This is a genomic window from Bulleidia extructa W1219, assembly GCF_000177375.1.
Lineage (GTDB): Bacteria > Bacillota_I > Bacilli_A > Erysipelotrichales > Erysipelotrichaceae > Bulleidia > Bulleidia extructa.
In genome coordinates this window covers 102280-116518 of the sequence record NZ_ADFR01000007.1, presented here as the reverse complement: position 1 = coordinate 116518, position 14239 = coordinate 102280, and the positions used below count along the sequence as shown (strand labels likewise).

Sequence of the window (14239 nt, the reverse complement as noted above, 5' to 3'; positions counted from 1 at the left end):
AGAATAGAACGTGATCGGTTGCCTTAGGCAAGCGGTCACTTTTTAGTTACAATCAAGAATCATGGTTAAAAGAAATAAACAGCATTTGGAAATTAAAGTAATCCTGATTGGCAAACGGGTGTTTCTATGGTATCCTTTTTACTGGCATCTTATGTTTTTAAGGTGTACTTCACACACAGTGGATTCATGATCCCGTGCACGTAAGTGTTGATGATGTTGGAAACTGTGGAGGATAACAACGGAAAGCGAGGTAAATTAAAAATGACTGTTGTTTCAATGAAGAAAATGTTAGAGAATGGCGTTCATTTTGGTCACCAAACAAGAAAATGGAATCCAAAAATGAAACCATTCATCTATACAGCTAAAAATCATGTGTATATCATTGATTTGGCTAAAACACAAGAAAAGTTGGATGAAGCTTATGAAGCTTTAAAGAAGATTGCGGAAGATGGTGGAAAAGTTCTATTCGTCGGTACTAAGAAGCAAGCTCAAGCAACGATTTTAGAAGAAGCCCTACGTTCAGGAAGCTTTTATATTAATCAAAGATGGTTGGGTGGTACGTTAACGAACTTCCGTACGATTCAAAAGTCAATTAAGAAGTTGTTGGAAATTGAAGAAATGGAAGCTACCGGTGCGATTAATGTCTATAAAAAGAAAGAACAAGCTCTTCTTCTTAAAAAGAAAGATCGTTTAGAAAATTTTCTTGGCGGTATCAAGGAAATGAAGAAATTACCGGATGCGATTTTTGTTGTTGATCCATTGGAAGAACACAATGCGGTTGCAGAAGCTCGTAAATTGGGTATTCCTGTGTTTGCGTTGATCGATACAAACGCGGACCCTGATATGGTTGACTATCCAATTCCATCCAATGATGATGCTTTGCGTTCTGTTAAATTAATGGTTTCAGCTATTGCAGATGCTTTGGTGGAAGCTAAGGGCGGTGTCTTAGAAGTAGCTCACCAAGAAGATGAGGCAGAAGTGGATATTACCATGAAAGATGTTATTGTCGAAGTAGATCGTCAAGCGGCTGAATACGAAAAGAAGAGAAGGCAAAAGATGGAAGAACGTCGTGCTCAAATGGCCAGTCGTCGCCAAAATGGTGAACGTCGTGTGTTTAAAAGAGACGGTGTTCGTCCGGTAGCTGAAGGAGAAAAGAAGGTAGAAGCTCCTAAGGAGGAAAACTAATCATGGCCATTACTGCAGCTCAAGTAAAGGAATTACGTGAATTAACTGGAGCAGGGATGCTCGATTGTAAAAATGCTTTAACAGAAACGAATGGCGATGTTCAAGCGGCGATTGACTGGTTACGTGAACGTGGTATTGCCAAGGCTCAGAAAAAGTCAGGTCGTATTGCGGCTGAAGGCTTAGCTAAGGTGGTTATAGAAGGCAATAAGGCAATTGCGGTTGAGGTGAACTCAGAAACAGATTTCGTTGCTAAGAATGAACAATTCTTAACATTACTGGATACAGTAGCTAATACCATTTTACATAGCCAAGCTAAGGTAAATGAAGAAGCTTTAGAATTGGCTACGGCTGATGGCCATTTGAAGGATACGATCGTAAATGCAGTTGCAACCATTGGGGAGAATATTACTTTACGTCGCTTTGAATTGCTTGAAAAGGCGGATGATGAAATCTTCGGTTCGTATACGCACCAAGGTGGTCGTATTGTATCGGTTGTTGTAGTGAAAGGCACAGATGATGCTCAAGTAGCGAAGAATATTGCGATGCAAGTGGCTTCTATGAATCCAAGTTATATTTCTCGTGATTATATGCCAAAGGAAATCGTGGATCATGAACGTGAGATTCAAGTTCAATTATTAAATAATGACGAATCCTTAGCTAATAAGCCTGAAAAAGTGAAAGCCGGTATCTTAGAAGGTCGTTTATCGAAGTCTTTGCAAGATATGTGTTTAGTAGATCAAGAATACTTCTTAGATACAAATTTAAAGGTGAAGGATTTCTTGAAAGAAAATCATGCTGAAGTGACACAAATGGTGAAGTATGCTGTTGGTGAAGGCATTGAAAAGAAGGAAGATGACTTTGCGGCTGAAGTGGCAGCAATGGCTAAAAATTAAGAATAATCAACTTAGTTTTTAATCATTTGTTGATAAGGTAATCTTTTAAGTTTATTATTTCTAAAAATGCAAAATACCGAGAGGTTCTATAAATAGGATCCTTTCGGTATTTTTTCTTAGATATATAGATGAATTTCATACGATAAAATCAAGAATGAAATTTGTCTTTTTTAATTTTTGTAATTCTTTACTCTTGATCAAATCTTTTTTTACACCGTATCCATTTGCATATATGATGGCCAAATTTGAAAATGTGGGGGCATATTTCTGCTACATCCTGATTTCGTAGTACATTTTGGCTTGCAAATCATTTTTTGAAACGTACTTTCCTTCCATGTAATAATCTTCCATCAGTACAGAGGCAATACCATTTCCATTAATGGAAAGTGAATCATAAAATAGAGTTTAAATATATCGGTAAAGAAAAAATCTTTGAAAATTCTTTAGTCTCTTATTTTAAGAAACATGGGAAGATTAAGGTAATGAAAGTGAAAGGAGATACGAGCGATCAATTGCTTGATTGGAAGATAACAGGATAGAGTCATCGTATATAGGAAATTTTAACTTTTTTAGATGAGTTGCAGAGAACTTATTGTTTTAAAAGACTATGTAAGAAACCTTGTCTAATGCCTTCTTGACTGACTTGAATTTCAGAGATTTGAAAATGATGGATTAAAGATAAAATCATTTTCAATCCTGGTAGAATCAAGGGTTGACGACTTTCAGGAACATATTGTTGGATAAGTCTTCTTGTTTCAAAATGATTTGTAAGAAGATGTTGGTAGAAAGACTGAATATCAGTTGCTTTTAAAAGCGGAGAAATGATATGGGGTTGAAGAACTTGACCAATGGCTCGAATGGTTCCACCAATGCCTAAAACAGTGGCTTTATGAAATAATAAATTAGGGTTAAGATTAGTTGTTTTTCTGAGAATGGATGCCAGTTGTTCTAAAGAATAAGGTTCATTTGCTAAACGAACGCAACCCAAAGGGATAGAATACAGCTCTTTTTTTTGGCCGGTTTGATGAATTAATTCTGTTGAACCACCACCAATATCAAAGGCAAACCATTCTTTTAAATCCGGATGATTGGCTTCAATGGCTAAGCTATCGTAATAGGCTTCCTCTTCTCCTTTTAAAGGATAGATAGGATAGCTGAATGACATCAATTCTGATAACAAAGCTGATTGATTTTGAATACGTGCCGGTTCTGTAATCACAATATGGACATGTTGGATTTGATGGTTATGTAGATATTCTTTAAAGTAAGCAATGGTATCATAGGCAATACTTAATCCTTTTTGACTCATCAAACGGTTAGAATCGACGTATTGAATCAAATGTGCCGGTACAGATTCATGATAAATGGTTTCTTTTTTTTGATTATATACTTCTAATACAATGGTGTTGGAACCTAAGTCAATGATAGCAATTGGAAACATCATTTCTCCTCTTTGTCATTTCTTTAACTATGGTATCTCAAACCGGAAGAAATTTATAGTATAATGATAAAAAATGGAGGCAACATGTACAAACGTGTTTTATTAAAACTAAGTGGTGAAGCTTTAGCAGGTTCAGAAAGAAACTTTGATTCGAACATTCTAAGCCAGTTGGCTGAGGAGATTCGAGAAGCTCATGATAAAGGAATAGAAATTGCGATTGTCGTTGGTGGTGGTAATTTCATTCGGGGTAAGGTTGTTGCAGAAAACGGTTTCGATCGTGTTCAAGGTGATAACATGGGCATGTTAGCGACGGTGATCAATGCCTTAGCCATTCAATCTCGTTTAGAGGACATTGGTGTGGATACTCGTGTGATGACATCTATTGAGATGCAAAAGGTAGCGGAGCCTTTCATTCAAAGAAGAGCGATTCGCCATTTGGAAAAAGGAAGAGTGGTTATTTTTGGTGGTGGGACGGGATCTCCCTTCTTTTCAACCGATACAACGGCCGCTTTAAGAGCTTCAGAAATTAAAGCAGATGTGATCTTGATGGCTAAAAATGGTGTGGATGGTGTGTATAGTGCTGATCCTAAGAAGGATGAGTCTGCCACCAGGTTTGACCATTTGAGTTATATGGACTTGTTGAATAAGAATTTACAAGTGATGGATTCAACCGCCACAAGCATGTGCAAAGATAATCATATTGAGTTAGTTGTCTTTAACATGAACGAAAAAGGCAATATTGTAAAAGCCATGAGTGGAGAAAAAATTGGTACCAGTATTACAAAGGAGGATAAATAATGGCATACCCAATCATTGATAGTTGCAGCATGAAGATGGATAAGGTTATGGATCATCTTCAATCAGAATTGAATACAGTTCGCACCGGTATGGCGAATGCTAAATTGATGGATCGTGTAGAAGCGGATTACTATGGAACCCCAACACCATTAAATCAGATTGCGGGTATTTCCGTATCAGAAGGTCGTACTATCGTGATCAAACCCTATGATCCCTCTTCATTAAAAGAGATTGAAAGAGCTTGTAATGAAGCTAATTTAGGTATGGCACCTCAAAATGATGGAACTGTCATTCGGTTAACGGTTCCTCAGTTAACCGGTGAGACACGTAAAGAAATGTCTAAAAAAGTTGGCCAAATTGCAGAAGAATCAAAAATCCAAATTCGAAATATTCGTCGTGATGCCATGAATGTTGTGAAAAAGGACAAGGAAATGGATGAAGACATGCAAAAGGATATGGAGAATGAAATTCAGAAATTGACGGATAAGTATGTCAAGAAGATTGATGAACAAGCAAAGGCAAAAGAGGCGGAAGTTTTAAAGGTTTAAAGAAGAGCTGGAGATGAATAGACTCTGGCTTTTTTATTGATAAAGTAAAAGTAAAGTGCTAAGGAAATGAAAAGAAAAAGTCATTTTAGAAATGATGTAATTAATCAAACTATGAAGTGAACTAGGAAAAAGAGTGCATAATGAGTCATTATACACAGGAAAATTTTCAAGAATGGATATTTTTCATTGATTTTAAAATGACTTATTTTGTAGGTGAATTTGCGAAGACAGAACATTTAAATTTGGATGATAGTGTTGAATCACTAGATGAATTGAAAAACTGGATGTTGGCTAATTTTAGTGACATTAATCAATTTAAGGCTAAGTAAAGACGGAATGACACAACAAAATTGTGTATTTTAGATCAACTGCTAATAACGGATATAGCGGGGATTTAGAGATTGCACTTATCCCCGAGTGGTTTAGAACAGAAATTCTAAAAGAAGAACTTGATAGAAATGGTGTGCTTGTAGAAAAGGCAAATGTATCTGAAACAGAAAAGTTTGCACTGTTATTTGAATTTGATGGTGATGTCAATGCAATTAGACATGTTCTATATAACTGTTCTGCATCAAGACCATCTATTGAATCAGAAACCAAAGAAGATATGATTGAACCTGGAACAGAAACACTATCGCTTACAGCAGATCCAAGAGAAGACGGTCTTGTAAAATCAAGAACTGGAGATACCACATCAGCAGATACTTATGCTAATTGGTATAAGAATGTGTATGTACCACAGGCTAAAGGTGAAACACCTAAACCTACAGGACATTAAGGAGGATTTGTATGCTAGAAAAAACAGTAAGAGTAGGAGAGGTTGATGTAAAGTTTCGTTCATCTGCTACGATACCAAGACTATATAGAATTAAATTTAAGAGAGATATATTCAAAGACCTATCAAAGTTAGAAAAAACTTTCAAAGCAAGCGAGGGGTCTTTTGAAATTGATGACCTTGAGATATTTGAAAATGTAGCCTGTATCATGGCTTACCATGCAGATAGGAGTATTCCGGGTAACATTGATGATTGGCTAGACCAGTTTGAGATGTTTTCAATCTACGAAATACTACCTGAAATACTTGAACTTTGGGGGGCAAACCTAGAAACGGAGGTTCAGTCTAAAAAAACTTCCAAAGAATAGCAGGGAAATGACAACGGCCCTATTTCTACTTAGATGCGTGGAAATAGGGATAAACATTTCTGAACTGGATTTACTAACCATAGGTATGGTACTTGATATTTGGACTGAGAAATCAAATGATGGGGCAAAGTACAGCAAGGTTGCAGGACAAGCTGAGTTTGACAGGTTCTAATATTATTGAAATGTGAAGTTGTTAATGATATAATATATACAATAATTTTTACAGAAAACTTGTAAAAATTGTTCTCCAACCTTGAGTATTGGTTAAATGCAGAGATAACTCATTTTAATGAGTTCAGCTAAGAAGGTGACACGGTGTCCGCTATCTCGTGCGTAATCAGATGTACGGAGTCAAGGAGAAAGGAGAAACGTTCATGGCAAAGAAAAACAGAGTATCTGGAAAGACACATACTCAACAACAACTTAATGATTATGCAAATCAAAATAATCCAAATAACAAAGCTTACACTGCCAGGAAGTCAAATGATAAAATGACTAAAAAGGTATTTTGTAAACAAGATGCGAAACGACAAGCTAAGCAACAGGCGAAGTTTGAAGCCGAAAATGGAGTTATGTATCCGCTTGATTGGATGTGTTATAGCAATCCGTATGATTTCGATTAATCATTAATAGTGAACGAAGAAAGCATCAATCATAAATGGTTGGTGCTTTTTTGTGCTCAGAGAAATCTGGGCTTTTTTTATGCCCATTTGTAGGAAGGAGAGCTTAAAGTGACCAATAGAATTAAAGGTATTACGGTTGAAATTGGTGGAGATACTACCGGTTTCGATAAAGCATTAAAAGGTGTAAACTCTACAATAAAAAATACGCAGTCACAGCTTTGTGATGTAAATAGGCTTCTTAAACTTGATCCTTCCAATGCCAAGCTACTTGCTCAAAAACAGCAGCTACTACAAAAGGAAATCGCTGAAACAAGTAGTAAGCTAGATGCCTTAAAGGAGGCAGATAAACAAGCAAAAATACAGCTTGAAAATGGAGAACTTGGTCAAGACAAGTATGATGCTTTTCAAAGAGAAATCATCAAAACAGAAAATAACCTAAAGTCACTTCAAGAAGAGGCAAAAAAAGTACCATTTTGTTTAATATGAGAAATTTCTATTTGAGTTTTCCGATTTTCCAGACACTGTCTGGAAAATTAAGCTGGTCTCACTACTGTGAATTACTTTCCATAAGCGATGAGAAGAAAAGAAGTTTTTATGAAAAAGAAACTATCAATGCGAATTGGTCTGTAAGAGAGCTAAAGAGGCAAATAAAAACATCACTTTTTGAAAGACTGTTACTTTCATCGGGAGATGAAAATAAAGAAAAGGTATTAGAGTTAGCCTTAAAGGGAAATGAAATAAATAAGGCAAGTGATGTTGTAAAAGATCCTTATGTATTTGAGTTTTTAGGAATACCAGAAGAAAAGCCAATTATGGAAAGTGATTTAGAAAAAGCCCTAATAACTCATATTGAAAAATTCTTGCTTGAACTTGGCAAGGGCTTTATGTATGTAGGTTCACAACAAAGAGTAACACTTGGGAATACCCATTATTATGTTGATATGGTATTTTACAACAAGATACTTAAGAGCTATGTTTTGATTGAGCTAAAAACAGGAAAGCTAATGCTGGAATCAGTCGGACAAATCAATATGTATCTTAACTACTACAAGACAGAAGTTAATGACGATACGGATAATGAGCCGATTGGAATTATCCTTTGTACTGATAAGGACAGTATACAGGCAGAATATGCACTTGGCAGTTTGTCCAATAAGATATTTGCTTCTAAGTACACGCTATATATTCCTGATAGAGAAGAGTTAGAAGAACAGGTCGAAAGAGTTTTAAGGAATTACAAGGAAAAATAAAGTTAATTGAAAATCGTGCAACGGGCATTGCACAATTATAGAAACCAAAATAATTTATGAATGATTGGAGAAGTGGAATAATAATCTGCTTCTCTTTTTTGTTGCAAGGAGGAAAAAATGAGTGATAACAAAAAATACTATTATCTCAAGCTAAAGGAAGATTTCTTTACAAGTGAAACCATAACTTTGTGAAGCCATAACTTTACTTGAGAGTATGAAAGACGGAATTATGTATTCCAATATTCTACTAAAGCTGTATCTGATGAGCCTTAAAAATAACGGCAAGCTGATATTTAGAGATACCATTCCGTATACAACTGAAATGATTGCCACCATAACACGCCATCAAGTAGGTACTGTGGAGAGGGCAATAAAAATCTTTTTGGAGTTGGAATTGATAGACTAATTACCCGATAACATTTTGTATATGGCAGATGATTATTTTGACGAATTGATCTGATAAAAAAGTCAGGTATACCTATGTCTTCCCATTGACAGGCACTATGGAAAAGAATGCACTTGCCTTAAGATGATCAATGAACAATAGATTTTTAGCTGGTGTCTAGTTGTAGGATTATATTTCAATTGAGAGATGAAAAAGGTAGAATAGTAGGTAGTATGGAGAATTCTATGAAATCAATCAATCATATCGCTATCATTATGGATGGCAATGGTCGTTGGGCGAAGGCACAAGGGAAAATCCGGACAGCAGGGCATTTGGCTGGTGCTGAAAATGTGCGAACGATATCCATTGCTGCAGATCAATTAGGAGTAAAACACTTGACTCTCTATGCATTTTCAACTGAAAATTGGAAAAGAAGCCAAGATGAAGTGAGCTATATTATGAAATTACCGGCTATTTTCTTCAAGAAGTACATGAAGGAATTTATTGATCGAGGTTTTCGTATGGAAATCATTGGTGAATTAGATCCATTACCTAAAAGTACGAAGCAGGTGTTATTAGAAGCGGAGGAAGAATCGAAGAGAAATGCAGGTCTTCATTTGAGTATTTGTATGAATTACGGAGGTCAAAGCGAAACCGTCATTGCAGCGAAACGGTATGCCCAAGCTTTACGGGAAAATCCAAATTTAGAGCTGACCATAGAAAATTTTCATGAATACCTGCTAACAAAAAATTTACCACCGGTGGATTTGATGATTCGTACTAGCGGAGAACAAAGGATTTCTAACTACTTACCATGGCAATTAGCTTATGCGGAATTTATGTTTGTCCAAGAAAGTTGGCCGGAGTTTAGTGAAGACGTATTGAAACGTTGCATGGAAGAATATGTGCATCGGGATCGTCGCTTTGGAGGTGTGAAAGAATGAATACTTTAATTAGAAAAACCTCATGGGCGTTGGTGATTATTATAATAACGATTCCGCCATTATTAATGGGGGGATACTATGTATTGGCGTTGGAGACTTTATTGGCTCTAGCTTCTGCTTATGAAATAGCGTGTTTAGGAAATAAAAACTATGTGGTCTTGAACATTTCCGTGAATTTTGGTTTTATGTTACTGATGGGGATGGCTCCTATTTCCTTTCGAATGATGGTGATAGGAGGATTCTTATTCCTTTATTTCTTGTTTGCACTAATTATCCCGAATTATACCATTGAAAAAAGTGTTTATAGCTTTTCAATGTCCTTATTGGTTGGTTTGGCGATTGAAGCTTTACACAGCATTTACACCACTTCCGGAACTTTTGGATCAAGAATGATGATGTTTGTGATTCTAGCTTGCTATATGTGTGATAGCTTTGCCTATATTTGCGGTTTTTTCTTCGGTAAGCACAAATTAGCTCCTAAAATCAGTCCTAAGAAAACTTGGGAAGGGGCTATTGGGGGATATATCTTTGGAACAACTTTATCTTATGTGTATGCCTTGTTCTTTTTGCAGGATGTTAAAGGATGGTGGTTGATTTTAGTAGCTCTTATTTTACCATTTGTGGCTCAAGTTGGAGATTTAAGTTTATCTAATGTCAAGCGTCATTTTGGGATCAAAGATTTCAGTCATTTAATTCCTTATCATGGGGGCGTTTTGGATCGTATTGATTCTCTTGTCTTTTGTTTAATGATTATGAACGGTTTGTTGATTGCCGGAGGAATTTTAGGATGAAACGGTTGGTTTTATTAGGGGCTTCAGGATCCATTGGTGAGCAAACATTGGATGTTATAAAGCAATATCCAAATGAATTTGAATTAGTAGCTTTGTCTGTTGGTCATCGCTTATCTTGTTTGCAAAAAGCGATAGCTGATCATCCGGAATTAAAAGTGATTTGTGTACAAGAAGAAAAAGATGCTTTATCCTTGAAAAAGGATTATCCTCATTTAGAAATCACTTATGGAGACGATGGTTTAAAGTTATTAAGTGAAATGGATTATGATGTGTTGGTGAATGCCCTTGTCGGCTTTGTCGGTTTTTATCCAACCGTATATGCTTTAGAAAGTGGTCATGATGTTGCCCTAGCGAATAAAGAATCTTTGGTTGTTGGCGGGGAAGTGATTCAAAGTATCTTAGAAAAAACAGGAAAGAAACTATATCCTATTGATTCTGAACATTCGGCTATTTTTCAATGTTTGCAAGGGGAAAATCCAAAAGAGGTGAAACATTTGTGGATAACCGCTTCCGGTGGATCTTTTCGGGAATTGACAAGAGAAGAATTAAAGAATGTTTGCGTAAAACAAGCCCTTAATCATCCAAACTGGAAAATGGGAGCGAAAATTACCGTTGATTCAGCAACTATGATGAATAAAGGATTTGAAGTGATAGAAGCCCACTATCTTTTTGGATTACCGTATGATCAAATTAAAGTAGTCCTACATCCTCAATCTATCGTACATTCTATGGTGGAATTTCAGGATCATAGTTTCATGGCTCAACTAGGATCTGCTGACATGCGTTTACCGATTCAATACGCTTTGTCTTATCCGAATCGATGGGATTTAAAACAGGATTATCCTTTTGATCCTTCTTTAGGGGTGAATCTTTCTTTTCAGGAAATAGATTTTGTTCGCTTTCCTTTGTTGAGATTGGCTTATGAAGTTGGTGAAAAAAGAGGAAATCAACCTATTTTAATGAATGCGGCGAATGAAGTCGCAAATCTTGCGTTTCGAGAAGGAAAGTTATCTTTCTTGGATATTGAAAATTGTATTCAGGATTGCTTGAATTACTTTCCGTTTGAAACAATTTCAACAAAAGAAGAGGTGTTTCATATACATCAAGAAGCCACTTCTTATTGTCAAAAAAAATGGAGAAAACAATGAATTTAATTATTTTTTACTTGTCTTATCGTTTATCGTTGCTATTCATGAGTTTGGGCATTTATTGGCAGCGAAATCTTTTGGAGTGTATTGTTATGAATATGCGATCGGCATGGGCCCGCAATTTTGGAAAGTCAGAAAAAAAGAAACGACTTATGCTCTTCGTTTATTACCAATTGGTGGTTTTGTGGCCATGGCGGGTGCTCCTGAGGATGATGAAAACTATCCGGATATTGAAGTGCCAAAGGGCCGCCATTTAACAGAAAAAAAGACATGGCAACGTATCGTCGTTATGTTGGCTGGAGTCATCATGAACTTCTTATTAGCTTGGGTTTTATTTTCAATATGTTTGGTATCTACAGGGCGTTATCAAGAACAACCCAAAGCGATTGTAGGAGAGGTTTTCAAAAATTCAGCTGCTAGTGAGGCCGGTTTACAAAGTGGAGATATTATTCAAGACATTGCTTCTCCAAGCGGAAACCATGTGAAACCATATTTGTTTAGCGAAATGCCGAAGTTTGAATCGAGTGAAGCATATACGGTGACAGTATTACGTAATGGAGAAAGCAAAACTTTCACCATTCGTCCAAAATACAATGAGAAAGAAAAGCGGTATTTGATTGGTATTAGCTCTAAACCATCACCAATCAAGAAGGTTAATTTTTGGAATATGTGGTGGTATGGGGCTTTGACTTTCAAAGAAGTGTCCGGTTTGATGGCAAAAACCATCGTTCATTTGTTCCAAGGAATTGGTCTTAAGAATATAGCTGGTCCTGTAGGAATTTACCAAGCAACAAGTCAATCGGCTTCTATGGGCCTTATACCACTATTGTTCTTAATGGCTCAATTGAGTTTGAATGTTGGTATTTTTAATTTATTGCCATTGCCGGTTTTAGACGGTGGTCAAATTGTCATGACTTTAATAGAAGCTATTCTTCATCGACCATTGAAAGAAAAATATAAGTTATGGGTTATGCTGGCTTGTTGGGTGCTATTAATTGGACTGATGATATTTGTGACATGGAATGATATTTCCAGATTGTTATTTCATTAGGAGGGGATATGATTGACTTAGTGGTCGTTGGACATGGAACATTTGCGGTCGATATGGAAAAGGCGGTTAAGTTCTTTGACGGTGAATTGGAAGGGTTTTATGGTTTGGATTGTCAGAAGGGAATCGACTTTGAACAATATAAGACTTCCTTGGAAGTTTTATTCCAAAAGGCAGGTAATGATATTCTTGCCTTAGCGGATATGATGGATGGTTCTCCCTATCGAGCAGCAACGCAATTGGCTAAAGAATTGAGAACATCAAAAAACATTGATGTGATTTCAGGATTTAATTTAGGAATGGTTTTGCAGGCAAATGTAGCAAGAACGTATGTATCTAATGTTCATGATTTAGCTACTCTAGCCTGTGACGTTGGTCACAAACAGATTTTTAATTACGATGAAATTAACGGAGAGGAATAATCCCTTTTTCTAAGGAGATGTGACATGGAAATTAAAGAAGGCTATATGCCATTTCAAGGGTATCAAACCTACTATCGCCTAATTGGTAATCCTCAAAATCCGACTATTGTATTTTTGCATGGCGGACCGGGATCGACACATAATTATTTTGAAGTATTCGATTCTTTGGCGGAAGAAGGTTATTGTTTGGTGATGTATGATCAATTGGGTTGTGGCTTATCGTATGTGGATCATCATCCTGAATTATGGAAAATAGAAACTTGGGTGGAAGAATTAAAAGCATTAAGAGATTATCTTCATTTAGATAAAATTCATCTATTAGGACAATCTTGGGGTGGTATGTTAGCGTTGGAATACATTCTTCATCATCAACCGAAAGGCATAGAATCCCTCATTCTGTCTAGCACTTTGAGTTCTGCCTCTCTTTGGGCGAAAGAACAACATCGTTGGATTCGCTACTTATCCTTAGAAGATCAAGAAGCGATTCAACAAGCAGAAAAGGAAAAGAATTTTTCATCCATAGCGTATCAGGAAGCCAATGATCACTTTATGAAATGGCATTGTGGGGATTTTTCAAATGATCGTTGGGCTTGTCTTCAAAGAGAAAAAAAGATAGGAAAAGAGAGTTATTTAGTAGCGTGGGGTCCTAATGAATATTGTCCAATGGGTACTTTATCTACTTTTGAAGTCAGCGATGAATTGGAAATGATTTCTTGTCCAACTCTTATTATTTCCGGAACAGAAGATTTATGTTCTCCTGTGGTAGCGAAAACAATGTTTGATCGTATTCCTTGTGCTAAATGGGAGTTGGTTTCAGACGCCAGACACATGGTTTTTGTAGATCAGTTTGAGAGATATCAAAGCATCATGAAAGATTGGCTAGGGTAATCAAGGGATTACCTTTTCTTTTGGGAATAATGATTGGAGGTAGTATGTTAAAAAATATACCAGTGATGGAACAACCAAGAGAAAAAGCATTACAATATGGACTCTCTTCACTCAGTAATCGTGAACTGCTTGCTTTACAATTAAGAACCGGTTATCGACATCATTCCGCATTGGAAGTGGCTGATGAAATTTTAGCCAGAGCTGATGGAATTAGCGGATTACCACGTTTATCTAGACAAGAATTAATTCAAATTCCAGGTATTTCTCAAATCAAAGCATTGGAATTATTAGCCATCTTTGAAATTGTTCGCCGATCAAGTGCGGCTAAATTACCGACATTACCGAGGGTTCAGCATCCTTCTGTTTTATTTGACTGGTTAAAGCAAGAAATTGGAACGAGTCTTCAAGAAAAATTCTTAGTGGTTTTTTTGGCGAGTGATCAGAGGGTGTTGAGCTATAAAATTCTTTTTGTGGGGACAATCAATGCATCTATGGTTTTTCCAAGAGAAATATTTAAAGAGGCTTTATTATTGAATAGTCCTAATATTATTTTGGTTCATAACCATCCCAGTGGAAATTTAAGTCCCTCCCAAGAAGATATTTCTTTAACAAAGAGAATTAAAGAAGCGGGGCAATTAATGGGAGTAAAAGTTTTAGATCATATTATCGTGACACAAAGTGATTATTTTTCTTTTGTTCAAGAAGGAATTGAATAGGGTGATGTGATAGAAT

The 14239-nt window shown here is 36.3% G+C and carries 20 protein-coding genes; 19 read left to right on the top strand and 1 reads right to left on the bottom strand.

The genetic code is table 11. The features are described 5' to 3' along the window. Positions 1–261: 261 nt before the first annotated feature. From rpsB to HMPREF9013_RS07460, 3 genes are all read left to right on the top strand, one after another. Complete coding sequence (gene rpsB, locus HMPREF9013_RS04220; RefSeq protein ID WP_040333521.1) at positions 262–1185, top strand: 30S ribosomal protein S2; 924 nt, start codon at positions 262–264, stop codon at positions 1183–1185. Between the two features lie 2 nt (positions 1186–1187). Continuing rightward, positions 1188–2078, top strand: coding sequence for a translation elongation factor Ts (gene tsf, locus HMPREF9013_RS04215; protein WP_006627139.1), 891 nt, complete (start codon positions 1188–1190; stop codon positions 2076–2078). Between the two features lie 386 nt (positions 2079–2464). Beyond that, a complete protein-coding gene (locus HMPREF9013_RS07460) occupies positions 2465–2617 on the top strand; it encodes a hypothetical protein (protein WP_156780637.1) in 153 nt (50 codons plus the stop codon). A gap of 50 nt (positions 2618–2667) precedes the next feature. Here HMPREF9013_RS07460 and HMPREF9013_RS04210 read toward each other — a convergent pair whose 3' ends face one another. Further along, entirely contained in the window at positions 2668–3522 is an 855-nt protein-coding gene (locus HMPREF9013_RS04210) for a Ppx/GppA phosphatase family protein (protein ID WP_083793764.1), read from the bottom strand. Positions 3523–3603: 81 nt separating this feature from the next. Here HMPREF9013_RS04210 and pyrH point away from each other — a divergent pair, with 81 nt between their 5' ends. The 16 genes from pyrH to radC all read left to right on the top strand — a co-directional run bounded on the left by pyrH (position 3604) and on the right by radC (position 14223). Then, a complete protein-coding gene (pyrH, locus tag HMPREF9013_RS04205) occupies positions 3604–4317 on the top strand; it encodes a UMP kinase (RefSeq protein ID WP_006627137.1) in 714 nt (237 codons plus the stop codon). After that, the gene (gene frr, locus HMPREF9013_RS04200; RefSeq protein ID WP_006627136.1) at positions 4317–4865 is read left to right on the top strand and encodes a ribosome recycling factor; all 549 of its coding nucleotides are present in this window, start codon (positions 4317–4319) and stop codon (positions 4863–4865) included. Before pyrH ends, frr begins: the two co-directional genes overlap by 1 nt. 140 nt (positions 4866–5005) lie before the next feature. Then, the gene (locus HMPREF9013_RS04195; RefSeq protein ID WP_006627135.1) at positions 5006–5194 is read left to right on the top strand and encodes a hypothetical protein; all 189 of its coding nucleotides are present in this window, start codon (positions 5006–5008) and stop codon (positions 5192–5194) included. 23 nt (positions 5195–5217) lie between these two features. Further along, complete coding sequence (locus HMPREF9013_RS04190) at positions 5218–5643, top strand: major tail protein (protein ID WP_006627134.1); 426 nt, start codon at positions 5218–5220, stop codon at positions 5641–5643. 11 nt (positions 5644–5654) lie between these two features. Then, a complete protein-coding gene (locus tag HMPREF9013_RS04185) occupies positions 5655–6008 on the top strand; it encodes a hypothetical protein (RefSeq protein WP_006627133.1) in 354 nt (117 codons plus the stop codon). Positions 6009–6382: 374 nt separating this feature from the next. After that, positions 6383–6631 carry a hypothetical protein gene (locus HMPREF9013_RS04180; RefSeq protein ID WP_006627132.1) on the top strand — a complete coding sequence of 83 codons (249 nt, stop codon included), beginning with the start codon at positions 6383–6385 and terminating at the stop codon, positions 6629–6631. Between the two features lie 108 nt (positions 6632–6739). Further along, on the top strand, positions 6740–7117 hold the full coding sequence (locus HMPREF9013_RS07370) for a hypothetical protein (RefSeq protein WP_006627131.1): 378 nt from the start codon (positions 6740–6742) through the stop codon (positions 7115–7117). 11 nt (positions 7118–7128) lie between these two features. Continuing rightward, on the top strand, positions 7129–7881 hold the full coding sequence (locus tag HMPREF9013_RS04175) for a PDDEXK nuclease domain-containing protein (protein ID WP_232209566.1): 753 nt from the start codon (positions 7129–7131) through the stop codon (positions 7879–7881). A gap of 196 nt (positions 7882–8077) precedes the next feature. After that, positions 8078–8287, top strand: coding sequence for a phage replisome organizer N-terminal domain-containing protein (locus HMPREF9013_RS04170; RefSeq protein WP_454995798.1), 210 nt, complete (start codon positions 8078–8080; stop codon positions 8285–8287). Positions 8288–8511: 224 nt separating this feature from the next. Continuing rightward, the gene (gene uppS / locus HMPREF9013_RS04165) at positions 8512–9210 is read left to right on the top strand and encodes a polyprenyl diphosphate synthase (RefSeq protein ID WP_006627129.1); all 699 of its coding nucleotides are present in this window, start codon (positions 8512–8514) and stop codon (positions 9208–9210) included. Continuing rightward, the gene (locus tag HMPREF9013_RS07220; RefSeq protein WP_006627128.1) at positions 9207–10001 is read left to right on the top strand and encodes a phosphatidate cytidylyltransferase; all 795 of its coding nucleotides are present in this window, start codon (positions 9207–9209) and stop codon (positions 9999–10001) included. Before uppS ends, HMPREF9013_RS07220 begins: the two co-directional genes overlap by 4 nt. Next, entirely contained in the window at positions 9998–11149 is a 1152-nt protein-coding gene (dxr, locus tag HMPREF9013_RS04155) for a 1-deoxy-D-xylulose-5-phosphate reductoisomerase (protein WP_006627127.1), read from the top strand. The genes HMPREF9013_RS07220 and dxr overlap by 4 nt, the downstream gene beginning before the upstream one ends. Beyond that, the gene (rseP, locus tag HMPREF9013_RS04150) at positions 11064–12200 is read left to right on the top strand and encodes an RIP metalloprotease RseP (RefSeq protein ID WP_198002126.1); all 1137 of its coding nucleotides are present in this window, start codon (positions 11064–11066) and stop codon (positions 12198–12200) included. Before dxr ends, rseP begins: the two co-directional genes overlap by 86 nt. Before the next feature lie 8 nt (positions 12201–12208). Next, positions 12209–12619 (top strand): PTS sugar transporter subunit IIA, encoded by a 411-nt coding sequence (locus HMPREF9013_RS04145; RefSeq protein WP_006627125.1) that lies wholly within the window; start codon positions 12209–12211, stop codon positions 12617–12619. 24 nt (positions 12620–12643) lie between these two features. Next, positions 12644–13507: a proline iminopeptidase gene (gene pepI, locus HMPREF9013_RS04140; RefSeq protein WP_006627124.1), complete on the top strand. Its 864-nt coding sequence runs from the start codon at positions 12644–12646 to the stop codon at positions 13505–13507. A 44-nt stretch (positions 13508–13551) separates the two neighbouring features. Beyond that, positions 13552–14223, top strand: coding sequence for a RadC family protein (gene radC / locus HMPREF9013_RS04135; protein ID WP_006627123.1), 672 nt, complete (start codon positions 13552–13554; stop codon positions 14221–14223). The last annotated feature ends 16 nt before the right edge of the window (positions 14224–14239 follow it).